Source organism: Allobosea caraganae, assembly GCF_003351345.1.
Classification (GTDB): Bacteria; Pseudomonadota; Alphaproteobacteria; order Rhizobiales; family Beijerinckiaceae; genus Allobosea; species Allobosea caraganae.
Map to the genome: position 1 here is coordinate 72,079 of NZ_QQTO01000023.1, position 22,974 is coordinate 95,052.

Annotated in this window: 22 protein-coding genes; 18 read left to right on the plus strand and 4 right to left on the minus strand. The window is 67.5% G+C overall.

The genetic code is table 11. From position 1 onward, the window contains the following. Window positions 1-353: 353 nt before the first annotated feature. Window positions 354-2,033 carry an electron transfer flavoprotein-ubiquinone oxidoreductase gene (locus tag DWF00_RS19155; protein WP_245974087.1) on the minus strand — a complete coding sequence of 560 codons (1,680 nt, stop codon included), beginning with the start codon at window positions 2,031-2,033 and terminating at the stop codon, window positions 354-356. Between the two features lie 224 nt (window positions 2,034-2,257). Here DWF00_RS19155 and DWF00_RS19160 point away from each other — a divergent pair, with 224 nt between their 5' ends. The 4 genes from DWF00_RS19160 (at window position 2,258) to ypfJ (ending at window position 6,605) form a co-directional block, all read left to right on the plus strand. Then, a complete protein-coding gene (locus DWF00_RS19160; protein WP_114830424.1) occupies window positions 2,258-3,067 on the plus strand; it encodes a uracil-DNA glycosylase in 810 nt (269 codons plus the stop codon). A 108-nt stretch (window positions 3,068-3,175) separates the two neighbouring features. Continuing rightward, entirely contained in the window at window positions 3,176-4,606 is a 1,431-nt protein-coding gene (locus DWF00_RS19165; protein WP_114830225.1) for a cytochrome ubiquinol oxidase subunit I, read from the plus strand. A 13-nt stretch (window positions 4,607-4,619) separates the two neighbouring features. Beyond that, window positions 4,620-5,624 (plus strand): cytochrome d ubiquinol oxidase subunit II, encoded by a 1,005-nt coding sequence (cydB, locus tag DWF00_RS19170; protein ID WP_114830226.1) that lies wholly within the window; start codon window positions 4,620-4,622, stop codon window positions 5,622-5,624. A 96-nt stretch (window positions 5,625-5,720) separates the two neighbouring features. Continuing rightward, window positions 5,721-6,605 (plus strand): KPN_02809 family neutral zinc metallopeptidase, encoded by an 885-nt coding sequence (ypfJ, locus tag DWF00_RS19175; RefSeq protein ID WP_114830227.1) that lies wholly within the window; start codon window positions 5,721-5,723, stop codon window positions 6,603-6,605. On the opposite strand, the gene DWF00_RS19180 is transcribed toward ypfJ, so the two are convergent. Then, the gene (locus tag DWF00_RS19180) at window positions 6,602-7,090 is read right to left on the minus strand and encodes a glycosyltransferase family A protein (RefSeq protein ID WP_114830228.1); all 489 of its coding nucleotides are present in this window, start codon (window positions 7,088-7,090) and stop codon (window positions 6,602-6,604) included. The two genes, ypfJ and DWF00_RS19180, sit on opposite strands and share 4 nt — an antisense overlap. 124 nt (window positions 7,091-7,214) lie before the next feature. Between DWF00_RS19180 and DWF00_RS19185 the strand changes: the two genes are divergently transcribed. The 4 genes from DWF00_RS19185 (at window position 7,215) to DWF00_RS19200 (ending at window position 11,474) form a co-directional block, all read left to right on the plus strand. After that, a complete protein-coding gene (locus tag DWF00_RS19185; RefSeq protein ID WP_114830229.1) occupies window positions 7,215-8,405 on the plus strand; it encodes a PA0069 family radical SAM protein in 1,191 nt (396 codons plus the stop codon). A gap of 204 nt (window positions 8,406-8,609) precedes the next feature. Next, a complete protein-coding gene (gene rnhB / locus DWF00_RS19190; protein WP_114830230.1) occupies window positions 8,610-9,221 on the plus strand; it encodes a ribonuclease HII in 612 nt (203 codons plus the stop codon). Between the two features lie 45 nt (window positions 9,222-9,266). Beyond that, the gene (locus tag DWF00_RS19195; protein ID WP_245974089.1) at window positions 9,267-10,058 is read left to right on the plus strand and encodes a PhzF family phenazine biosynthesis protein; all 792 of its coding nucleotides are present in this window, start codon (window positions 9,267-9,269) and stop codon (window positions 10,056-10,058) included. 231 nt (window positions 10,059-10,289) lie between these two features. Then, window positions 10,290-11,474, plus strand: a complete 1,185-nt coding sequence (locus DWF00_RS19200; protein ID WP_114830231.1) for a site-specific DNA-methyltransferase — start codon at window positions 10,290-10,292, stop codon at window positions 11,472-11,474. Here the strand turns inward: DWF00_RS19200 and mutY are convergent. After that, window positions 11,449-12,537, minus strand: a complete 1,089-nt coding sequence (gene mutY, locus DWF00_RS19205; protein WP_114830232.1) for an A/G-specific adenine glycosylase — start codon at window positions 12,535-12,537, stop codon at window positions 11,449-11,451. The genes DWF00_RS19200 and mutY overlap by 26 nt on opposite strands. A 65-nt stretch (window positions 12,538-12,602) precedes the next feature. On the opposite strand from mutY, the gene DWF00_RS19210 reads away from it, so the two are divergent. From DWF00_RS19210 to DWF00_RS19255, 10 genes are all read left to right on the plus strand, one after another. Next, entirely contained in the window at window positions 12,603-13,199 is a 597-nt protein-coding gene (locus DWF00_RS19210) for a demethoxyubiquinone hydroxylase family protein (protein WP_114830233.1), read from the plus strand. A 12-nt stretch (window positions 13,200-13,211) separates the two neighbouring features. Next, window positions 13,212-13,778 carry a GNAT family N-acetyltransferase gene (locus tag DWF00_RS19215; protein ID WP_114830234.1) on the plus strand — a complete coding sequence of 189 codons (567 nt, stop codon included), beginning with the start codon at window positions 13,212-13,214 and terminating at the stop codon, window positions 13,776-13,778. A gap of 40 nt (window positions 13,779-13,818) precedes the next feature. Beyond that, window positions 13,819-14,304: a DUF721 domain-containing protein gene (locus DWF00_RS19220; RefSeq protein ID WP_114830235.1), complete on the plus strand. Its 486-nt coding sequence runs from the start codon at window positions 13,819-13,821 to the stop codon at window positions 14,302-14,304. Window positions 14,305-14,423: 119 nt separating this feature from the next. Continuing rightward, window positions 14,424-15,047: a DsbA family protein gene (locus DWF00_RS19225; RefSeq protein WP_114830236.1), complete on the plus strand. Its 624-nt coding sequence runs from the start codon at window positions 14,424-14,426 to the stop codon at window positions 15,045-15,047. Between the two features lie 45 nt (window positions 15,048-15,092). Further along, window positions 15,093-18,548, plus strand: a complete 3,456-nt coding sequence (locus tag DWF00_RS19230) for a chromosome segregation SMC family protein (RefSeq protein WP_114830237.1) — start codon at window positions 15,093-15,095, stop codon at window positions 18,546-18,548. 203 nt (window positions 18,549-18,751) lie between these two features. Beyond that, the gene (locus DWF00_RS19235; RefSeq protein ID WP_114830238.1) at window positions 18,752-19,129 is read left to right on the plus strand and encodes an AtpZ/AtpI family protein; all 378 of its coding nucleotides are present in this window, start codon (window positions 18,752-18,754) and stop codon (window positions 19,127-19,129) included. A gap of 51 nt (window positions 19,130-19,180) precedes the next feature. Further along, on the plus strand, window positions 19,181-19,927 hold the full coding sequence (locus DWF00_RS19240; RefSeq protein ID WP_114830239.1) for a F0F1 ATP synthase subunit A: 747 nt from the start codon (window positions 19,181-19,183) through the stop codon (window positions 19,925-19,927). A 65-nt stretch (window positions 19,928-19,992) separates the two neighbouring features. Next, entirely contained in the window at window positions 19,993-20,220 is a 228-nt protein-coding gene (locus DWF00_RS19245; RefSeq protein ID WP_114830240.1) for a F0F1 ATP synthase subunit C, read from the plus strand. A gap of 132 nt (window positions 20,221-20,352) precedes the next feature. Beyond that, window positions 20,353-20,907, plus strand: a complete 555-nt coding sequence (locus DWF00_RS19250) for a F0F1 ATP synthase subunit B (RefSeq protein ID WP_114830241.1) — start codon at window positions 20,353-20,355, stop codon at window positions 20,905-20,907. A gap of 11 nt (window positions 20,908-20,918) precedes the next feature. Next, complete coding sequence (locus tag DWF00_RS19255; protein WP_181832738.1) at window positions 20,919-21,401, plus strand: F0F1 ATP synthase subunit B family protein; 483 nt, start codon at window positions 20,919-20,921, stop codon at window positions 21,399-21,401. Window positions 21,402-21,698: 297 nt separating this feature from the next. Here DWF00_RS19255 and DWF00_RS19260 read toward each other — a convergent pair whose 3' ends face one another. Continuing rightward, window positions 21,699-22,967 carry a L,D-transpeptidase family protein gene (locus DWF00_RS19260; protein WP_114830243.1) on the minus strand — a complete coding sequence of 423 codons (1,269 nt, stop codon included), beginning with the start codon at window positions 22,965-22,967 and terminating at the stop codon, window positions 21,699-21,701. Between the last annotated feature and the right edge of the window lie 7 nt (window positions 22,968-22,974).

Genomic DNA, 22,974 nt, shown 5'->3' on the forward strand with positions numbered 1-22,974 from the left:
ACGGGCAAGCGGGCCAGGCCGGGTCGCGCCGATGCGTAGCAGCACTGCAACAATCGGGCAAAAGCGCCGCCTCAGCTACGAATTCGCCGCCCCGAACACTACTAATTCGCAAGCATTCGCCGCTAATGTCTTTTCGCTCGCATTTGTCGCGACGATTCGTTCAGGATTATTCAAATGAAGAAGCTCGCCCTCTCGCTTGCCGCCGTCATGTTGCTTTCCGGCCTCGTCGCCGGTTGCGCCACCACCGAAGAGAAGCCGGCTCCGAAGGTCGTCCGCAAGGGCTGAACCGCTTTCGGCAACGAACAAAAGGCCGCGCCAGGATTTGGCGCGGCCTTTTTCGTTTGGATGTCCGATCACATGTTCGAGTAGCCGGGGCCGCCACCACCCTCGGGCACCGTCCAGGTGATGTTCTGGGCCGGGTCCTTGATGTCGCAAGTCTTGCAGTGCACGCAGTTCTGCGCGTTGATCACGAAGCGCGGCTCGGTCTTCGCCTCCGCATCCTTGTAGACGACTTCGTAGACGCCGGCCGGGCAGTAGAGCCTGGCAGGCTCGCCGTAGAGCGGCAGGTTCTTCGCGATCGGGATCGAGGGGTCGGTCAGCTTCAGATGCGCCGGCTGGTCTTCCTCGTGGTTGGTCGAGGACAGGAAGACCGATGAGAGCTTGTCGAAGGAGAGCTTGCCGTCCGGCTTCGGGTAGACGATCGGCCTGACCTCGGCGAGCGGCTTCAGCGTGGCGTAGTCGGGCTTGCCGTGCTTCAGCGTGCCGAAGGGCGACCAGCCGAAGAGCTGGTTCAGCCACATGTCGATGCCGCCGAGCAGGATGCCGCCGAAGGTGCCGTATTTCGACCAGAGCGGCTTGACGTTGCGGACAGGCTTGAGGTCGCGGCCGATCTCGGAGGAGCGCCAGCCGTTCTCGATCTCGACAACCTCGTCATGCGAGCGGCCGGCGGCCAATGCCGGGACGAGATGCTCGGCCGCCTGCATGCCCGACAGGATGGCGTTGTGGCTGCCCTTGATGCGGGGAACGTTGACGAAGCCGGCGGCGCAGCCGATCAGCGCCCCGCCCGGGAAGGTCAGCTTCGGCACCGATTGCCAGCCGCCCTCGGTGATGGCGCGCGAGCCATAGGAGAGGCGCTTGGCGCCCTCGAACACGTCGCGAATCAGCGGATGGGTCTTGAAGCGCTGGAACTCGTCGAAGGGCGAGAGCGTCGGGTTCTCGTAGTTGAGATGGACGACGAAGCCGACCGTGACCAGGTTGTCGTCGAAATGGTAGAGGAAGGAGCCGCCGCCGGTGGAGGCGTCGAGCGGCCAGCCGAAGGAGTGCTGCACCCGCCCCTTCTGGAACTTCTCCGGCTTGACCTGCCAGATCTCCTTGAGGCCGATGCCGTATTTCTGCGGCTCGCGGTCCTTGTCGAGTTCGAAGCGCTTGATCGCGATCTTGGAGAGCGAGCCGCGCGCGCCCTCGCCGAGCAGGGTGTAGCGGCCACGCAGCTCCATGCCGCGGGTGAAGCGGTCGGAGACCGTGCCGTCCTTGGCGATGCCCATGTCGCCGGTGGCGATGCCGGCGACCGAGCCATCCTCGTTGAAGAGCAGTTCGGCGGCGGCGAAGCCGGGATAGATCTCGACGCCGAGCGCCTCGGCGTGGGCGGCAAGGTATTTCGCGACGAGGCCGAGCGAGCCGACGAAATTGCCATGATTATTCATCAGGCCGGGCATGCCGAAATTGGGCAGGCGCACGCCGTTGGGCTCGGTCAGGAAGTAGAAGACATCCTCGGTGACCTGCGTGTGCAGCGGGCGGGCCTCGTCCTCGCGCCAGTCGGGCAGGAGCTTGTCGAGGCCGATCGGGTCGATCACCGCGCCCGAGAGGATGTGAGCGCCGATCTCGGCGCCCTTCTCGACGACGACGACGGAGATGTTCTCGTCGAGCTGCTTCAGGCGGATGGCAGCGGCGAGGCCGGCCGGGCCGGCACCGACGATGACGACGTCATAGTCCATGCTCTCGCGCGGGGTGCTCTGCGCTTCCTCGAGATCCATGCTGCCCTCCACGCACCGCCCCACCGGGCTCGACTATAATAGTTTATATATGAACTATCTCGCGCGCCGCATCAAGCGCCCGAGGCTTTCAGACTGGAAACCTTCTATCGAAGGCGCCGTTCCGATTTGCAACCGGGGATCGGCGCTGGGGCGCCGCAGGTTCGGACCGGACGGCCGATCTCCCCACTCGCGAAAGCGGCCGCGGCCATGTAAGCTTACGCATGATGAACCTCGACCTCGCGCCCGATCCTGCCGAGCTGATTGCCTGGTACGCCGAAATGGGCGTGACCGAGGCGCTGGACGAGATGCCGCACAACCATTTCGCGGAGCCGCAGCCGGTCCAGGCCCGCCCGGTCCACAAGCCCGCCCTGCTTCGCGCGGTCCCGGCTCCCGCCATTCGCCCCAATGCCGCCGCGGGCACGCCGCCAGACGAGGCGACGCTGAGCGCCCGCGCGCTGGCGCGGGAGGCGAAGACGCTGGACGAGTTGAGGGAGGCGCTCTCCCGCTTCGAGGGCTGCGCGCTCAAGGCGACGGCCAAGAACCTGGTCTTCTCCGACGGCAATCCCGAAGGCCGCATCATGATGGTCGGCGAGGCGCCGGGCGCGGACGAGGACCGCGTCGGCCTGCCCTTCGTCGGCCGCTCCGGGCAATTGCTCGACCGCATGCTGGCCGCGATCGGCCTCAACCGGAAAGAGCATGTCTACATCGCCAACCTCCTGCCCTGGCGGCCACCCGGCAACCGCACGCCGACGCCGCAGGAGGTCGCGATCTGCCTGCCCTTCATCCAGCGCCAGATCGAGCTGGCCGACCCCGACATCCTGGTCTCCATCGGCGGGCCATCGGCGCAGGGCCTGCTCGGCCTCTCCGGCATCCTCGCCTCGCGCGGCAAGTGGCTGGACTACGACACCGGCACGCGCCGCATCCGCGCCATCGCGACGCTGCACCCGGCCTACCTGCTGCGCCAGCCGCTGCAGAAGCGCCTGGCCTGGCGCGACCTGCGCGCGCTGAAGGCGGCGCTGGACGTGACACCATGACGCCGCGACGCCGTGACCGCAGCGGCGCCGGGGCGTTTCACATAGACGTGACGAGGTCATTCTAGGGTCGAGGCACATCGGATTTCGACCGTGGCAACGGGGGTTGGCATGACGATAGACGCGTTTCTGCTCTCACGTATCCAGTTCGCCTTCACCATCTCCTTCCACATCGTCTTCCCGGCCTTCACCATCGGGCTGTCGGCCTATATCGCGACGCTGCTCGGGCTCTGGATCAAGACGGGCGACGACAAGTTCCATCTGCTGGCCCGGTTCTGGACCAAGATCTTCGCCGTCTCCTTCGCGATGGGCGTGGTCTCCGGCATCGTGCTGTCCTACCAGTTCGGCACGAACTGGAGCCGCTTCTCGAGCGCGGTCGGCAACGTCATCGGCCCGCTGATCGGCTACGAGGTGCTGACCGCCTTCTTCCTCGAAGCCTCGTTCCTCGGCGTCATGCTGTTCGGCTGGAAGCGGGTGCCGCCCTGGCTGCATTGCCTCTCGGCCTTCATCGTCGCCGGCGGCACGGCCCTGTCGGGCTTCTGGATCCTTTCGGCCAATAGCTGGATGCAGTTCCCGGCCGGGCACGAAATGCGCAACGGCATCGCCTACCCGGTCGACTGGGTGCAGATCGTCTTCAACCCGACCTTCCCACTGCGCTTCATGCACATGATGACGGCGGCCTACCTGACCACGGCCTTCGTCGTGCTCGCGACCGGGGCGCGCCACCTCGTCGCCGGCAAGAACGTCGAATCGGCCAAGACGATGGTGCGGATGGCGATCCTGATGATCGCGATCACCGCCCCGACCCAGGCCGTCATCGGCGACTTCCACGGCCGGGACACGGCCAAGTACCAGCCGGCCAAGCTCGCCGCGATCGAGGCGCATTGGGATTCGTCCAAGCCGGGCGCGCTCGTGCTCTTCGCCTGGCCGGATGAGGAGGCCGGGATCAACCGCTTCGAGATCTCGATCCCGGGCCTCGCCAGCCTCGTCACCCATGGCAGCATGGACGCGCTGTTCAAGGGCCTGAACGATTTCGCGCCGCGGGACCGGCCGCCGGTGAAGATCCCGTTCTTCGCCTTCCGGCTGATGGTCGGCATCGGCCTGCTGATGATCGCCTTCGGCTGGGTCGGCGCCTGGCTGTGGTATCGCGGCAAGGTCTTCGAAGAGCGGCGCTGGCTCTGGCTGGCGCAATATACCTGGCCGCTCGGCTTCACCGCGATCCTGTCGGGCTGGTTCGTCACCGAGGTCGGCCGGCAGCCCTGGCTCGCGACCGGCGTGATCCGCTCGGTCGACGCCGTCTCGCCGGTGACGACGCTACAAGTGGCGATCTCGCTCGCCCTGTTCTTCTGCGTCTACTCGGTGGTGTTCACGGCCGGGATCCTGCTGATCAACCGCCTGATCGACAAGGGGCCGGACCAGACCATGACCAAGGACCCGCCGGAGCAGCCGTCGAAGCGGTCGCTCAAGGCGGTGCAGGGCGAGGCCTCGGCGCTGTTCGGCGACGGCAGTCCCGGCGACGACAAGATCCAGCCGGCGATCTGAGGGGAGAGAGCAAATGGAATGGTATCTCCCGGTGATCTGGGCCGTGCTGATCGGCACCGCCGTGATGCTGTACGTGGTACTCGACGGCTTCGACCTCGGCATCGCCATCCTGTTCCCGACGACGAAGGACGAGGGCGAGCGCGACCAGATGATGAACTCGGTCGCGCCGTTCTGGGACGGCAACGAGACCTGGCTGGTGCTCGGCGGCGGCGGGCTCTGGGTCGCCTTCCCCGACGCCTACGCCATCATCATGCCGGCCTTCTACATCCCGATCATCCTGATGCTGCTGGCGCTGATCTTCCGCGGCGTCGCCTTCGAGTTCCGCTGGGTGGCCAAGCCGCACCACGCGAAATGGGACCTCGCCTTCTGGTTGGGATCGACCATCGCCGCCTTCGCGCAGGGGCTGGTGCTGGGCGGGATGATCGAGGGCATCAAGGCGGAGGGCGGCCAGTTCGCCGGCGGCCCGTTCGACTGGCTGACGCCCTTCACCCTGATGTGCGGCGTCGGCGTCGTCTGCGGCTACGCGCTGCTCGGCGCGACCTGGCTGGTGTTCAAGACCGAGGGGCCAGTGGCCGAGCGGGCCAGGCGCCAGGCCAAGAAGCTGCTGATCGGCCTGATGGTCTTCGCCGTGATCGTCTCGATCTGGACGCCGTTCGCGCATCCGCGCATCGCCGAGCGCTGGTTCACGCCGTCCAACCTGATCCTGCTCTGGCCCTTCCCGCTGCTGACGGCGTTTTGCGGCTACATGGTCTGGAAACGGCTCAACGGCCCGCACGAGTTCACGCCCTTCGCCTTCACGATCGGCATCTTCCTGCTCTGCTTCCTCGGGCTGGCGATCTCGAACTACCCTTATCTGGTGCCGCCGAAGCTGACGATCTGGGACGTCGCGGCGGCGCCCTCCTCGCATATCTTCGTGCTGATCGGGGTCAGCTTCCTGCTGCCGATGATCCTGTTCTACACCGCCTTCGTGTACTGGACCTTCCGGGGCAAGGTGCGGGCCGATAGCGGGTATCACTAGGCCGCGGGAACGGCGCGCTCCTTGCCGGGTTGACGAATGGCTTGAGTTTCGGGCCTCACTCTATGAGATTGCCGGGACTAGGCCGGGGGCTTTGCCATGCAGTGGGAAGATTATCGTCAGTCCGAGAACCTCGAGGACCGGCGCAACGGTGGCGGCGGCTTCGCGGGCGTGCCCGGCGGCCGCGGCGGTGTCGGCATCGGCACGATGGTGGTGCTCGGCCTCGTCGGCTGGGCGCTCGGCATCGACCCGCGCATCCTGATCGGCGGCGCCGAGATGCTCGGCGTCGGCCGCAGCAGCGCGCCGACGCAGGAGAGCCGCCCCGCCTCGGGCCCGCCGCAGGATCAGATGGGCCGCTTCGTCTCGGCCGTGCTGGCGCAGAACGAGGACGTCTGGACCAAGGTCCTGCCCCAGCAGGCCAACAAGCGCTACGAGCCGCCACGGCTCGTGCTCTTCACCCGCGTCGACCGCTCCGGCTGCGGCACCGCCCAGGCGGCGATGGGGCCGTTCTATTGCCCGGAGGACAAGAAGGTCTATCTCGACCTCTCCTTCTTCCAGGAGATGCAGCGCAAGCTCGGCGGCGGCGGCGACTTCGCCTATGCCTATGTCATCGGCCACGAGGTCGGCCACCACATCCAGAACCTGCTCGGCATCCTGCCCAAGGTGAACCAGCTGCGCGAGCGCAGCTCGGAGCGCGACGCGAACGCGCTCTCGGTGCGCGTCGAGTTGCAGGCCGACTGCTTCGCCGGCGTCTGGGCCAATAACATCCAGTCGATGGGCCGCATCGATCAGGGCGACATCGACGAGGCGATGAAGACTGCCGCAGCGATCGGCGACGACCGGCTCCAGCAGGCCTCGCAGGGCGTCGCGGTGCCGGATTCCTTCACGCACGGCTCTTCGGCGCAACGCACGCGCTGGTTCACGACCGGCTTCCGCACCGGCTCGCTGCAGAGCTGCAATACCTTCCAGACGAATCAGCTTTAAAGCTCGGCGCGCTCCCGGCGCACGGGAAGCCGCCGCGGCGCGGCGTTGAGCCGTCCAGCCAGGATCAGGCTCTTGGGCGCGATCAGCCCCGCGCGCAGCCGGCGCGGGCCGAAAGACAGCGCGGCGCGCTCGCGCAGGGATGCAGCGACGCCCCGCAACGGCATCAAGGCCGCCACATCCGCGGTCAGCATCAGGTGGCGCTCGACCGCCTGGATCCAGTTGAGCTGCGGGATGTCGCCGGCGGACAGCAGCAGCAACCAGTCGCCGCGCGCCTGCGCCGCGCCGAGATGCCAGCCCTCGGCCGCTCCGGCGCGCAGGTAGCTCGCGCCGGTGACGTCGGCGAGGCGCTCGATCTCGCCCTTCCCACCTGGATCGACCACGACCGCGTGGCCCAGGAATCCGTCGGCGACGGCTGGAATGAGTACCGCAAAGGTCGCGGCGAGCGCGCTGGCTGGGCCGTCGGCCCTGATCACGGCAGTGAGCATGCGCAAATGCTTATGGCGCAGCGCAACATGTCGCAATCCTGTCACTTGCTTTTTGTTCCCTTTATGTTCACATTCAGGGATAGGAAATCTTCGATTCCACCTTTGCCAGGACCGGTTCAGCGCCATGCGCCAGGCCAGACCCTCTTCGCGGCCCGTCGCCGCCCAGCCACTGAAGCGGCGCGAGAGCGAGCCGCTCTCGGTCTCCGCGCGCGTCGCGCCGGTGGAGCCCTACAGCCATATCGGCAGCCAGATCGATCCGGAGCGGCGGCGCGGGCGCGGCGCCACGATCAACCCCGGCGGGCGCTACGAGGCGGAGCAGCGCATCGAGGAGGATGACGGCTGGGGCTCGCTCGGCGAATTGCCGCCGTTCAAGACCGAGATCGCGATCGAGAAGCCGCGCACCATCATCACGAGGAATGATTCCCCGGATATCTCGTTCGACCGCTCGATCAACCCCTATCGCGGCTGCGAGCATGGCTGCGTCTACTGCTTCGCACGGCCAAGCCATGCCTATCTCGGCCTCTCGCCCGGGCTCGACTTCGAGAGCAAGCTGACGGCCAAGCCCGACGCGGCGCTGCTGCTCGAAAAGGAGCTGTCCGCCGCCTCCTATACGCCACGCACCATCGCGATCGGCACCAATACCGACCCCTATCAGCCGATCGAGCGCAAGCTCAGGATCATGCGCTCGATCCTGGAGGTGCTGGCCAGGTTCAACCACCCGGTCGGGATCGTCACCAAATCGGCGCTGGTCCAGCGCGACATCGACATCCTCGCGCCGATGGCGGCGCAGGGGCTGGCCAAGGTCGCGATCTCGCTGACGACGCTCGATCCGAAGCTGGCGCGCGGCATGGAGCCGCGCGCCGCCTCGCCGGCCAAGCGGCTGGAGACGATCCGCAGGCTCTCGGAGGCCGGCATCCCGGTGACCGTGCTGGTCGCACCGATCATCCCGGCGATCAACGAGCAGGAGATCGAGCGCATCCTCGACGCCGCCAAGGATGCCGGCGCGCGCGGGGCCGGCTACGTGCTGCTGCGGCTGCCGCTCGAGGTGAAGGACCTGGTGCAGGACTGGCTGCTCACCCACCATCCCGACAAGCTGCGCCATGTCGTCTCGCTGATCCGCTCGACGCGCGGCGGCAAGGATTATGATTCGGCCTGGGGTCAGCGCCAGGTCGGCTCCGGCCCCTATGCCTGGATGATCGGGCGGCGTTTCGAGATGGCGGCCGAGCGGCTCGGCTTCAACGCGACGCGCCTGCGACTGCGCAGCGACCTGTTCGTGAAGCCGGAGAAGGAGAAGGCGCAGCTCAGCCTGTTCTGAAACGCTGTTTGATAAGTCGCACGAGCCTCCCCCGTCATTGCGAGCGCAGCGAAGCAATCCAGGGGTCTCGCTCGACGGCCCCTGGATTGCTTCGTCGCTGCGCTCCTCGCAATGACGGTTGTGGGCGTGGGTGAGAGCCGAGCCTGTGGACAGCGCGCCGCTTCCTGCGAGACCGCGTGCCGCCGATCTGGCATATGGCTTGGCATGTTCGCCGATTTCAGCCGCGAGACGCATGCGATCGCCAATGGGCTCTGGCCGCTGGCCGGGGTCGACGAGGTCGGCCGCGGGCCGCTGGCCGGGCCGGTCGTGGCTGCCGCCGTCATCCTCGATCCCGACTCGGTGCCGGCTGGACTGGCCGATTCGAAGTTGCTCAGCCTCGCCCAGCGCGAGGCGCTGTTCGAGCTGATAACGGCGAGCGCGCTCGCGATCGGCATCGCCAGCGCGACGGCGCAGGAGATCGATGCGATCAACATCCGGCAGGCGACCTTGCTCGCGATGAGGCGGGCGGTCGCGGCGCTGCCGGTGACGCCGGCGCATGTGCTGGTCGACGGCAATGACCCGCCGGCGCTGCATTGCGCCTGCGACGCCATCATCCAGGGCGATGGCAGCATCGCCTCGATCGCCGCCGCCTCGATCATCGCCAAGGTGACGCGCGACCGGATGATGGCGCGGCTGGCGGCGCGCTATCCCGCCTACGGCTTCGAGGCCCATGTCGGCTACGGCACCGACCGGCACCGGAAGGCGCTGCACGCGCACGGCCCTTGCCCCGAGCACCGCTACTCCTTCGCTCCCGTCAAAGGGCGCTGGTCGCGATAGCATGGCTCCGGATCGGCGATCGGACATCTTGCTTGGAGGACGGGAATGGCGACGCTGACCATGCATCAGGTGGATGCGTTCGCGGACACGGTGTTCGGCGGGAACCCCGCAGCGGTGCTCATCCTCGACGACTGGCTGCCCGACGCGACGATGCAAGCCATCGCCGGCGAGAACAATCTGGCCGAGACCGCCTTCGCACGCCCGAACGGGGCGGGCTGGGACCTGCGCTGGTTCACGCCGGTCCATGAGGTCGATTTCTGCGGCCACGCGACCCTGGCGACGGCGCATACGCTTGCCACCGCCCATGGAATCACCAGCGAGATGATCTTCCTGACTCGCGTCGGCGAGTTGCGCGTCTCCCGGAGCGACGGCGGCTATCGCCTCGACCTGCCGGGCTTCGCCCCGGAGCCGATGGACGAATTGCCCGCGGCGATAGCCGATATCTTCCCGAATCCGCCATTGAGCGTTTTTCGCAATTTCGAGAACATCTTCGTCGAACTGGCGAGCGAGGATGCCGTCCGCAAGTTCGTGCCGGACCTCCTCAAGATCGCGAAGCTGTCTCCGCTCGGGCTGAGCATCACGGCCCGAAGCGCCACATATGATTTTGTGTCGCGCTACTTCGTACCGGGCGCGGGCATTCCCGAAGACCCGGTGACCGGCTCGATTCACGCCACGCTCGTCCCCTACTGGGCCGGGAAGCTCGGCAGGAACCGCCTGTCGGCATTTCAGGCCTCGGCGCGTGGCGGACACCTGCTCTGCGAGCTCACAGGCGACCGCGTCCTGATCTCCGGCAAGGCCGTGACCTTCATGAAGGCGGATATCTACCTGCCGGACTGATCCCGGAGCGACCACCCGCACTCGCAGCGAGGCGGCATGCGCAGCAACCGCGTCCCGCCGCGCGCCTATGGATTCCATTAACTTCCGTTACGAATTTATTAGCTTTCTCAAAGTGCTAGGCAAAAACTGCAGCCCCAAAACGGGACGCATTTTTTTCAATCGAGAAACCCGGCTTTTACCCTGACCCAGCCAAGATCGCGACTGTTGAAGTTGCGTAACGGTCTTGGCGTCATGGGTATCTTGCGTACCGGGACCGCCAGCGCCGCCGTCCGGATCCAAGTTCCGCGTACCGGACGGCCAGCGCTGGAATCCCGGATGAAGGCTCTCAGCCTTCCCTCCGATCTTCCACTCGACCAGGTCCTCGTCGGCGATTGCATCGCCGCCATCGAGCGGCTCCCGGCTGGGAGCGTCGACCTCGTCTTCGCCGACCCGCCTTATAACCTCCAGCTCGGCGGCGACCTGCGCCGGCCCGACGACAGCCTCGTCGACGCCGTCGACGACGACTGGGACAAGTTCGCCTCCTTCGCCGATTACGACGCCTTCACCCGCGCCTGGCTGCTCGCCTGCCGCCGGGTGCTGAAGCCCGATGGCGCGCTCTGGGTGATCGGCTCCTATCACAACATCTTCCGCGTCGGCGCGATCCTGCAGGATCTCGGCTACTGGATGCTGAACGACGTCGTCTGGCGCAAGGCCAACCCGATGCCGAACTTCCGCGGCCGGCGCTTCACCAACGCGCATGAGACGCTGATCTGGGCGGCGCGCGGCGAAAGCTCGAAATACACCTTCCACTACGAGGCTCTGAAGGGCGGCAATGACGACCTGCAGATGCGCTCGGACTGGTATTTTCCGCTTTGCACCGGAGAGGAACGGCTGAAGGACGCCAACGGCGCCAAGGTCCACCCGACCCAGAAGCCCGAAGCCCTGCTCGCCCGCGTCATGCTCTCGGCCAGCAATCCCGGCGACGTGATCCTCGACCCGTTCTTCGGCACCGGCACGACCGGCGCCGTCGCCAAGGCGCTCGGCCGGCACTTCATCGGCATCGAGCGCGAGACGATCTATGCCGAAGCGGCGCGCAAGCGCATCGCAGCCATCGTACCATTGCCGCCGGAAGCGTTCTCGACCGCCCCCTCCAAGCGCAGCGAGCCGCGCGTGCCCTTCCTGAGCCTGGTCGAGGCCGGGCTGGTCAAGGCGGGCGAGAGCGTCGTCGACGACAAGCGCCGCCACAAGGCAACGATCCGCGCCGACGGCACGCTCGCGCTCGGCCCGGCCGTAGGCTCGATCCACAAGGTCGGCGCGCTGGCGCAGGGCCTGCCGGCCTGCAATGGCTGGACCTTCTGGCATGTCGAGCGCAAGGACGGGCTGATGCTGCTCGACACGCTGCGCGGCGAGATCAGGGCGCAGATGGCGGCGGCCTGAGCGCCTCCAGCCCAGCTTCCAGCGCCTTCAGGAACACGTTCGGAAACGCCTCCTCGCGCAGGCGGGCGAAGGGCGTGAAGCGCATGCCTTCGGGCACCAGCGTCGCCATCGGCACCTTCGCGACGTAGACCGCCAGCTCCAGCGGGAAATGCGTGAAGACGTGGCGCACCGGCACGAGCGTGCGGCGCCACGCGGCCTTCAGCGGCGCGTCGGCCTGCGCATTGTCGAGTACGTAGTCGGCACTCCACTCGCTGGTCGGCACCTCGACCATGCCACCGAGCAGGCCCTTGGCCGGACGCGTCCGCACCAGCACCGCGCCATCCTCGCGCATGGCGACAAAGGCCGCGCCGAAGCGGGTCTTGCCGGTCTTCTTCGGCTGTTTGCGCGGATAGGTCTCCTGCGTGCCAGCTTGCCGCGCCTCGCAGGGCTCGCGCCAGGGGCAGAGCCCGCAAGCGGGCGAGCGCGGCGTGCAAATGGTCGCACCGAGATCCATCAGCGCCTGGGCGAAGTCGCCGGGACGCTGATGCGGCAGCAGCGCCAGCACCTGCTCGCGAATCAGTGGCTTGGAGCCGGGCAATGGCTCATCGATGGCGAAGAGCCGCGTCATCACCCGCTCGACATTGCCGTCCACGGCCGCCGCCGGCCGGTCGAAGGCGATCGCGGCGACGGCACCCGCCGTATAGGCGCCGATACCGGGCAGTTCGCGTAGGCCGTCCTCGCTATCGGGGAAGACGCCGCCATGCCGTTCGGCGACCGCCTTGGCGCAGGCGTGGAGGTTGCGGGCGCGAGAGTAGTAGCCGAGCCCGGCCCAGGCCTGCATGACGTCCTCCGAGGGTGCGGCCGCCAGCGCCTCCACCGTCGGGAAGCGTGCCATGAAGCGTTCGAAATAGGGCTTCACCGCCGCGATCGTGGTCTGCTGCAGCATGATCTCCGAGACCCAAACGCGATATGGGTCCGGCCGCTCGCCCGGCAGGGCGCGCCAGGGCAGCACGCGGCGATGGCGGTCGTACCAGACGAGAAGGTCGGCCGCCTTGGCCGCTTGCGGTCGCGTTGCGAGGCTCATGCGCCCGGTTTAGCGTGCGGTTTCCCAGCCGCAAGATGCTAACTTCAATGAGTCTCCGTGATCCTATGACCATCTCGGCGGCGAGCCTCGCGCGTCGCGACGCGCTGACGATCAAGCGGATCGTGCGCGTGAACCATGCCGGGGAATACGGTGCGATCCGTATATACTCGGCGCAGATTGCAGTGGCGCGCCGACTCTGGCCCGACATGGTGCCGGCTCTACGGCAGATGCTGGCTGACGAGATCGACCACTGCACCAAGTTTTACGCTGCAATGCCCGAGCGCGGCTCACGCCCCTGCCGGATCATGCAGTTGTGGAGTCTCGGCGGTTCGCTACTGGGCTTGCTCACGGCGTTGATGGGCCGACAGGCGATCTGGGTTTGCACGGCGGCAGTGGAAAAGACCGTGCATCGCCATCTCGATGAGCAGCTGCATTTTCTGCAGAATCGAGATGCTGGTCTCCACGCCGTCATCAACAGCATCCGCGAGGAGGAGCTGGCGCATCTTCACCATGCCGAAGCCCAACTGGGCACCGAACCACGCGGTTCACTGCAAAGCGCGATGCAAGCCACCATTGCCCTAGTAACCGAGGCTTTGATTTGGCTATCAACATGGGGAGATTCCACCCGCATGACACGCGCACTGCGGCAAGCGCGCCTATAGCAGCAAACGGCTATGTCGACCCGATCAGACACCATCCCCACGCTCGAAACCCCGCGGCTCCTGCTGCGACCGCTGACACTCGACGACGCACAGGCGATCCAGGCAACGTTCCCACGATGGGAGATCGTGCGCTTCCTCGCCAGCCATATACCTTGGCCCTACCCGCCCGATGGGGCGGAAAGCTTCCTGCGCAACATCGCGCTTCCCGGCATGGCGAACGGCACGGAATGGCACTGGAGCCTGCGCTTGAAGGCCGCGCCTGAAACTTTGATCGGCGCCATCAGCCTAATGGCGCGCGGCGGCAATAATCGCGGCTTCTGGATCGCTCCGGAATGGCAGGGCAAGGGCCTCGTCAGCGAGGCCGCTGCCGCCGTCACCGATTTCTGGTTCGGGGAATTGGGACGCGATGTGCTGCAGGCGCCGAAGGCCGTGGGCAACCTTGCCTCGCGCCGCATCTCCGAGAGCAGCGGCATGCGGATGATCGGCACGAAGATGCATGACTTCGTCTCCGGCCCGCATCTGGCGGAGGTCTGGGAAATCACGGCGGCGGAATGGCGCGCCCGCAAGCAGCCGGCATGATCCGCCTTGCTGCCGCGCCTCCCCCGGCGCAAAATAACCCATGGCTGCAAAACCCCTCGCCGATCTGATCGATGACTGCCTCGCGCCCGCGCTCGCCGCGCAGGGCTTTGCGGGCCGCGCCATCGCCGCGTTCTGGCCGGAGATCGTCGGCGAGCGGCTTGCCACGCGCTCGCGACCGCTCAAGATCGACTGGCCGCGCCGTCGGCCCGCGCCGGGCGAGATGTCGGAGCCGGCCGTGATGGTCGTCAGGGTCGAGGGCGCCTTCGCACTGGAAATGCAGCAGCTCGCGCCACTCGTGCTGGAGCGGGTCAACACGCATCTCGGCTGGCGCGCCGTCGGCAAGCTGGTGCTGAAGCAGGGGCCGGTCGAGGCGCCTGCGCCGAAGCCCGCGCCGGCGCCGGCGCCGCTCGATCCGGCCACGATCAGCCGCGTAGCGCATCAGGTCGCCCATATCGAGGACCCCGAACTCAGGGCGGCCCTGGCCCGGCTCGGCCAAGCCGTCTCGCGAAGACCGGCGGCGGGATGACACGGCCAAGATGACACGGCTTCGTGAGAAGCCATGCTTTTGCCGCGATGCGATCTTGCCACAATCCTGATGGCCTCTATGGTCCGGCCATCATTTCGACCCTTTGAGGATCTTGCACGATGACGAACAGGCGACAGCTTCTCACCGGCGCGGCCGGGATCGCAGCCGCCGCGATGCTGGGCTCGCAGGCCGCCCAGGCGCAATCCTCCGACCTCGCGGTGGCCGGCCCGCTCGGCGATGTCTGGCTCGGCAAGGACGACGCCAAGGTCACCGTGATCGAATACGCCTCGATGACCTGCAGCCATTGCGCCGCCTTCCACAAGGACACCTGGCCGGAGCTGAAGTCGAAATACATCGACACCGGCAAGATCCGCTTCACCCTGCGCGAATTCCCGCTCGATCCGCTGGCGACGGCCGGCTTCATGCTGGCGCGCTGCAACGGCAACGACAAATACTACGCCATGACCGACCTGCTGTTCTCGCAGCAGCGCAACTGGGCCTTCACCGAGAAGCCGGTCGACGCGCTCTCCGCCATGGTGAAGCAGGCCGGTTTCACACAGGAATCATTTGAAGCCTGCTTGAAACGGCAGGATATCTATGACGCCGTCACAGTCGTGAAGGATCGTGGGGCCAAGGCTGGCGTCGACTCGACGCCGACTTTCTTCATCAACGGGCAGAAGCGTTCAGGTGCGCTTTCGATCGCGGAATTCGACAAGATCATCGAGCCGCTGCTGGCGGGCTGAAGACGCGCGGCCTGACCATGCCGAACTGAGCCGCGAGGCGCGTGCATGCACCTGACGCGCCTCAAGCTCACCGGCTTCAAGACCTTCGTCGAGCCGTCGGAATTCCTGATCGAGCCGGGACTGACCGGCGTCGTCGGGCCCAATGGCTGCGGCAAGTCCAACCTCGTCGAAGCGCTGCGCTGGGTGATGGGCGAAAGCTCGTTCAAGAACATGCGCGCATCCGGCATGGACGACGTCATCTTCTCCGGCTCGGCCGATCGGCCGGGGCGGAACATGGCGGAGGTCGCCCTCACGCTCGACAATGCCGACCGCAAGGCGCCGGCCGCCTTCAACGACACCGACGTCCTCGAAGTGACCCGGCGGATCGAGCGCGAGGAAGGCTCGACCTACCGCGTCAACGGCAAGGAGGTCCGCGCCCGCGACGTGCAACTGCTCTTCGCCGATGCCGCGACCGGGGCGCGCTCGCCGGCTCTGGTGCGGCAGGGGCAAATCAGCGAGCTCATCGCCGCCAAGCCGCAATCGCGCCGGCGCATCCTCGAAGACGCCGCCGGCATTGCCGGCCTGCACAGCCGCCGCCACGAGGCCGAGCTGCGCCTGAAAGGCGCGGAGGACAACCTCACGCGCCTCGAGGACGTGCTTGGCGAGATCGACGGGCAGATCGAGGCTTTGCAGCGTCAGGCGCGGCAGGCCGGGCGCTATCGCAGCCTCGCCGCCGATATCCGCCGCGCCGAGGCGACCTTGGCGCTGATCGCGCATCAGGAGGCGCGCGAGCAGGAAGCCCTGGCCGAGCGCGCGCTGGAAGCGGCCGTGCGCGGCGTCGCCGACCAGACCGGCATCCAGGCCGAGGCCGCGCGGAAACAGGCCATCGCCGCCCATGAGCTGCCGCCTCTGCGCGAGGGCGAGGCTTCTGCCGCCGCGGCGCTGGTCCGGCTGAAGCGCGGGCTCGACGAACTGGAGGCCGAGAATCGCCGCGCCAGGCAACGCACCGAGGAGCTCGGCCGCCGCCTTGCCGAATTGCAGAGCGACCTCGCCAGGCAGAACAGCGTCGCCGGCGATGCGACGGAGAGCCTGACCCGGCTGGCGCAGGAAGACGAGGGGCTGGCGCGCGAGGCCGAGGCGGCGGCGAACTCGGATGGCGATGCGGCCACGGCGCTGAAACAGGCCGAGGAGGCGCTCGCCGCAGCCGAGGCGGCGCATGCCACCGTGCAGGCGCAGCTTTCGGAGCTGAGCGCTCGGCGCGGCGCCCTGGAGCGAGCGTTGCGCGAGGCGAAGGAGCGCGAGGCAAGGCATGTCGCCGAGCGCGAGCGGGTGCTGCGCGATCAGGCGGCGCTCGATGCCGATAATTCCGTGGCTCCGGTTGAGGCGCTGCGGGCCGGGCTCGCCAAGACCGAGGCCGCGATGCGCGATGCCGATACGGCTGCGAGCGCGGCGCGCACGGGCCTGGCTGCGGCGCGCGAGGCCGAGACGCGACTGCGCGCCCCACTCGCCGAGGCGGACCGCAAGGCGCAACGGCTCGAAACCGAAATCCGCACCTTGCAGAAGCTGCTCGCGCCGGCAGCCGGCGACCGCTGGCCGGCCGTGCTCGAAGCGATCGCGGTCGCCAAGGGCTTCGAGACCGCGCTTGGCGCGGCGCTTGGCGACGATCTCGATGCCGCTTCCGACATCACCGCACCGACGCATTGGCTGGACACCGGAGAAGGCGGCGCCGACCCAGCCCTGCCCGAGGGCGTCGAGGCTCTGGCCCGGCATGCCCGCGCGCCGGCGGCGCTGAAGCGGCGGCTGGCGCAGATCGGCGTCATCGCGCGCGCGGATGGGCCACGGCTGCGCGACTTGCTGAAGCCCGGCCAGCGGCTGGTCTCGCGCGAGGGCGACATCTGGCGTTGGGACGGCTTCACCAGCGCGGCGGAAGCGCCCTCCCCGGCCGCGCGCCGCCTCGCCGAGAAGAACCGGCTCGGCGATCTCGAACGCGAGGCGCAGGCGGCGCGTGAGGAGGCCGAGGCCGCACGCGACGGGCTCGACGCCGCAACCCAAGCCGCCAAGCTTGCGGCCCAGGCCGAGACGGCGGCGATTGAGGCCGTCCGGCAGGCCCGGCGCGAGCTCGACCAGACGCGCGAGCGGCTGGCCGCAGCCGAGCGCAAGGCCGGCGAGGTCGCGGCGCGGCGCGCGACCCTGAGCGAGGCGATCACCCGGCTCGGACAGGCCATCACCGAAGTCGCTGCGCAAATGACCGGCACGGAGGAAGGGCTCGGTGCGCTCGCCCCGGCGACCGAGCTGGAAAGTGCCTTGCTGCAAGCCCGCGCCGCGCTCGGCGAGCAGCGTGCCACAGCCTCCGATGCCCGCGCCCGCGTCCAGACGCTGGCGCGCGAGGCCGAGCTGCGGACGCGCCGCCGCCAGGCCATCGCCGCCGACATCAAGGCCTGGCGCGAGCGCGCTGAGGCGAGCCGGCAAACCGCCGAAGAGACCAAGCGCCGCATCGAGACCGCCGAGACCGAGCAGAAGGCGCTGCTGGAGGCGCCCGACACCTTCCTGGTCGAGCGCCGCCGGCTCGTGGCCGAGATCGAGACGGCCGAGACCGCGCGCAAGGAGGCAGCCGACAGGCTCGCCACCGGCGAGACGGCGCTGGCCGAGGCCGATCGGCTGGCTCGCACGGCACTGGAGGCCCTGTCGGGCGCGCGCGAAATCCGCGCTTCGGCCGAGGCCCGGCTGGAGGCGGCGCGCCAGCGCGTCGCCGACGTCGCCAGGCAGATCGAGGACGGGCTGGAGACCAGCCTTGAAGGCTTGCAGGAGATCACCGGCCTGACGCCCGGCGCCGCCCTGCCCGAGCCGGGCGAGATCGAGCGCCGCCTCGGCGGGCTCAAGGCCGAGCGCGAGCGGCTGGGCGCGGTCAACCTGCGCGCCGAGGACGAGCTCAACGACGTGAAATCCAAGCGCGAGGGCCTGAGCGGCGAGCGCGACGACCTGACCGAGGCCATCCGCCGGCTCAGACAGGCGATCGGCGCGCTCAACCGCGAGGGCCGTGAACGGCTGCTGGCGGCCTTCGAGGTGGTCGACGGGCATTTCCAGCGCCTGTTCGGCATCCTGTTCGGCGGCGGCATCGCCGAATTGAAGCTGGTCGATTCGGACGATCCGCTCGAAGCGGGCCTGGAAATCTTCGCCCGCCCCCCGGGCAAAAAGCCGCAGGTGATGTCGCTGCTCTCCGGCGGCGAGCAGGCGCTGACCGCGACCGCGCTGATCTTCGCCGTGTTCCTGACCAACCCCTCGCCGATCTGCGTGCTCGACGAGGTCGACGCGCCGCTCGATGACGCCAATGTCGAGCGCTATTGCGACCTGCTCAACGAGATGGCGCGCAATACCGAGACGCGCTTCATCCTGATCACGCATAACCCGATCACCATGGCGCGGATGGACCGGCTCTTCGGCGTGACGATGGCTGAGCGCGGCGTCAGCCAGATGGTCTCGGTCGATCTCGCCACGGCCGAACGCATCCGCGAGGCGGTCTGAGCCAGGCGCGCCGCGGCGACGCAAGGCGCTTGATTGGAACCGGAAAAAGCTAATCCGATCAGGATATTAAGCTTGCCCGACTTGCTTGACAGGGCCTGGCGCCGTTCCTATGGTTCGCCCGTTTTCGGGGCGCCTCTCGCAGCACCTTGCCGCATCGCCCCGGCCAAATCCTCAAGCAATCCGAGAGACCGCGTTCCAAACAGATGGCGCAGAACGGCAGCAGCAACGGCCCTGACGAGCGCAAGCCGAGCGAGGCGGGCGATGCGGAGTTGTCGCGCCGGCTGGGCTCGCTCGACAGCAAGCTGCGCGATGTCGAGGCCCGCAAGGGCAGCGTCAGGAAGACCGAGGATCAGTCGCCGCAAATGTCCGGGATCGGGCAGGCTTTTCGGCTGTCCACGGAATTCATAGCCGGCATCATCGTGGGCGGCGGAGCCGGCTGGGCGCTCGATCGCTGGGCCGGAACGCGTCCCTGGGGCATGATCGTGCTGCTGCTTTTGGGCACATGTGCGGGTTTTTTCAATGTGGCGCGCGCAGCGGGGTTGATGAAATCTCGCACTGGCGATAAGTCGGGCGCCAAGTAGCGGCCCGCGCCTCGTCGAGGCCGGGGGAAACAGCGGAGCTGAAGGCGGAAGATGGCCAGTCCGATCGAACAATTCGAGATCAAGCCGCTCATCAAGCTGGGCTCGATCGGCAAGAGCGAGATCGCCTTCACCAATTCCGCTCTGTTCATGGTGATCGCGGTCGCCCTGATCGTCCTCCTCTTCGTCTACGGCACGCGCAGCCGCTCCCTCATCCCCGGGCGAATCCAGGCGCTCGCAGAGATGGGCTACGAATTTGTCGCGAATACGGTGAAGGACTCGGCCGGCCATGACGGCATGAAGTTCCTGCCGCTGGTCTTCTCGCTGTTCATGTTCGTGCTGTTCTGCAACCTGGTCGGCCTGGTGCCCGGCGCCTTCACGGTGACGAGCCACCTGATCGTGACCGCAGCGCTCGCCGCGCTCGTGATCTTCACCGTCATCATCTACGGCATCTACAAGCACGGCGCCCATTTCTTCGGCCTGTTCGTGCCCAAGGGCGTGCATCCGGCGATGCTGATCATCCTGGTGCCGATCGAGGTGATCTCGTTCGTGTCGCGCCCGATCAGCCTGTCGGTCCGCCTCTTCGCCAACATGCTCGCCGGCCACATCGCGCTGAAGATTTTCGCCGGCTTCATCGCCACCCTGCTCTTCGCCGGTGGCTGGGCCGTGCTCTCGCCGCTACCGCTGGCCCTGACGGTCGCGCTGACCGCGCTCGAATTCCTCGTCGCCGTGCTGCAGGCCTACGTCTTCGCCGTGTTGACCTGCATCTATCTCCACGACGCCCTGCATCCCGGCCACTGATATCCGGCGGCCGGTAGTATCCCCTCACCTTTCCATCCAAACCAAACCTCTCAAGGAGTTTTCCCATGGATCCGATCGCTGCCAAGTACATCGGCGCTGGTCTCGCCTGCCTTGGCATGGCGGGTGCGGGCATTGGCCTCGGCAACCTGTTCGGCCAGTTCCTCTCGGGCGCCCTGCGCAACCCGTCGGCGGCCGAAGGCCAGCGCGGCACGCTGCTGCTCGGCTTCGCCCTGACGGAAGCGCTCGGCATCTTCTCGCTGCTGATCGCGCTGCTGCTGCTGTTCGCCGTCTGATCAGACTGCGTCAAAGCATGTCCTGATCGGAAGGCCGGTTCAGGCTTTCCTACAGGACATGCTGTCTTGCCCCTTCCCGAAACTGCGCTGCGGCTCATAGTTCGAGTCCGCAGCGCCGGATGAGGTTCAGCGATGGCTACGCCAGCCACGACCACGACCGGCACCGTCGCCCATGGCGGAGAAGCCGCTCATGGCGGCGCTTTCCCGCCGTTCCAGAGCGAGACCTTCGCGTCCCAGCTGCTTTGGCTGGCGATCACCTTCGGCGTGCTCTACTACATCGCCGACAAGGTCATCGTGCCGCGCCTCGGCGCGATCCTGGCCGACCGCGCCTCGCGCATCGGCGGTGATCTGAACGAAGCCGCCGCCATGAAGGCGAAGGCCGAAGAGGCCGTCGCGGCCTATGAGAAGTCCCTTGCCGAGGCCCGGGCCAAGTCCCAGGCCATCGCCCAGGAGGCGCGCGACGCCGTCAACGCCAAGAGCGATGCGCGCCGCAAGGCGGTCGAGGCCGATCTTTCGGCCAAGCTCGTCGAGGCCGAAGGCAAGATCGTGGCGATGAAGACGTCGGCCATGGGCAACGTCTCCGGCATCGCCGCCGAGGCGGCTGCGACGATCGTGACCAAGCTCACCGGCACCGCGCCATCGCAGGCCGCGGTCGATGATGCGGTCAAGTCGAGCATCGAGGGCTGAGCATGTTCAACGTGACCAACCCCGAATTCTGGGTGATGATCTGCACGGCGATCTTCGTCGGCATCGCGATCTACATGGGCGCCGCCAAGGCCGTCACCGCCGCGCTCGACAAGCGCGGCGAGATGATCGCGGCGGAGCTCGCCGAGGCGCGCCGCCTGCGCGAGGAGGCTGCCGCCATCCTGGCCGCCTACGAGGCCAAGCGGAAGGCTGCCGAGGCCGAGGCCGAGACGATCGTCAACGCCGCCCGCGAGGAAGCCGAGCGCACCGCGCGCGAGGCCGAGGCCAAGCTCGCCGATTTCGTCACCCGCCGCACCAAGTCGGCCGAGGACAAGATCGCGCAGGCCGAGGTTCAGGCCGAGGCCGAGGTTCGCGCCGCGGCTGCCGAGGCCGCGACCCGCGCCGCCGAGACGATCCTGCGCAGCCAGATGGCAGGCAAGGCCGGCGAGACGCTGTTCACTGAGGGTCTCAACGAGATCAAGACCAAGCTGAACTGAGTTTCCATCGGGCCTCGCCCGAGGGATTTGAAGCGCCGCGATCCCGAGAGGGACGCGGCGCTTTTCTTTTGGCGAGATGCTCCTCCCTTCTCCCCTTGCGGGAGAAGGTGGCTCGGCGAAGCCGAGACGGATGAGGGGTCGCGCGGCGATTACAGCGTTAGCGAGAGGCGAAGAAAAACCAGTTCATTCGGAAAGGGCAGCGAGACCCCTCATCCGCCCCTACCGGGGCACCTTCTCCCGCAAGAGGGAGAAGGCAGATGAGCCGCTCGCCCCGGACCAGCGCCCGCCTTTAGAACCTCAATTCGTCGCCGTCGCGGTCGTCACCGCCGGGCGCGACGCCGGCCTTGCCTCGACCTTCGCGGCAGGAGCGGGCGCAGGCGCCGTGACCACCGCCTTCGCCTTCGGCTTGCGCGGCTGGATGGTCGAGGTGACGATGCCCTGCGGCGTGTCGAGCCCATAGATGTCGTCGCGGAACTGCACCATCCCATCGGCGCCCTGCCAGCCGGTGAGGTAGACCCAGGCGACCGGCACCGTCTTCTTCAGGCGGATGTCCTTGCGCTCGTTCTTGGCGATCTCGGCCTCGATCGCCGGCAAGGTCCATTCAGTGCCCTCGAGCAGCCAGGCGGCGAGGTCGCGCACGCCCTCGATGCGGGCGCAGCCGGAGGAGTTGAAGCGGACATCGTTGCGGAACAGCGTCTTCTTCGGCGTGTCGTGCATGTAGACCGCCTCGGTATTGGGCATGTCGATCTTGAGCTGGCCGAGCGAGTTGGTCGGGCCGAAATCCTGGCGGACGATGAAATAGGGCGATTTCAGGCTGGCCCAGTTCACGCTCGCCGGGTCGATTTCCTTGTTCTCGGCGCCGAGTAGCTTCATGTTCGACTTGGCGACGAAATCCGGCTCCTTGCGCATGTGCGGGATGATGTCGGCCTTCACGATCGACATCGGCACCGTCCAGTACGGGTTCAGGTTGACCGAGGTGATGTTGGCCTGGAGCACCGGCGAGGGCCGGTCCGGCCGGCCGACGATGGCGAGATGCTTGCGCTGGACGACGCCATGGTCGACCGCCTCGACGCTGGCGCCGGGGATGTTCACCACGACATAGCGCTCGGAGAAGTTGAAGCCGTTGCCCTTGAGCCGCTCCAGCGTCGCGGTGAGCTGGTTGAGCCTGACCTCGACCGGCACGTTCATCGCCTTCAGGGTCAGGCGGCCGACGGTGCCCATCTCGGAGAGGCCGTGGCGGGCCTGGAAGCGCTTCACGGCGGCGACCAGCGCCTCGTCATAGACATCGCCCGGCAGCGAGGCCGGCGGCAAGTCGCCGCTCTGCATCAGCCGCTGCTTCAGCACGGCGACGTCCGGCCCCTGCGAATCGGGCTTCAGCGCGGTGACGCTGCCCGGCACCTTCGGCCAGCCGCCGCGCGAGGCGATGTCCTCATGCGCGATCAGCGCCTCGAGCGTGCGGTCATAGGTGTTGGGGCCATAGCTCGGCTCCTGCGCGTGCGCGCCGGCCGCCGCCAGGACGAGGGCGATGGCGGCAACGGCAAAGCGCGGAAAACGAGAACGCGACATGCAACTG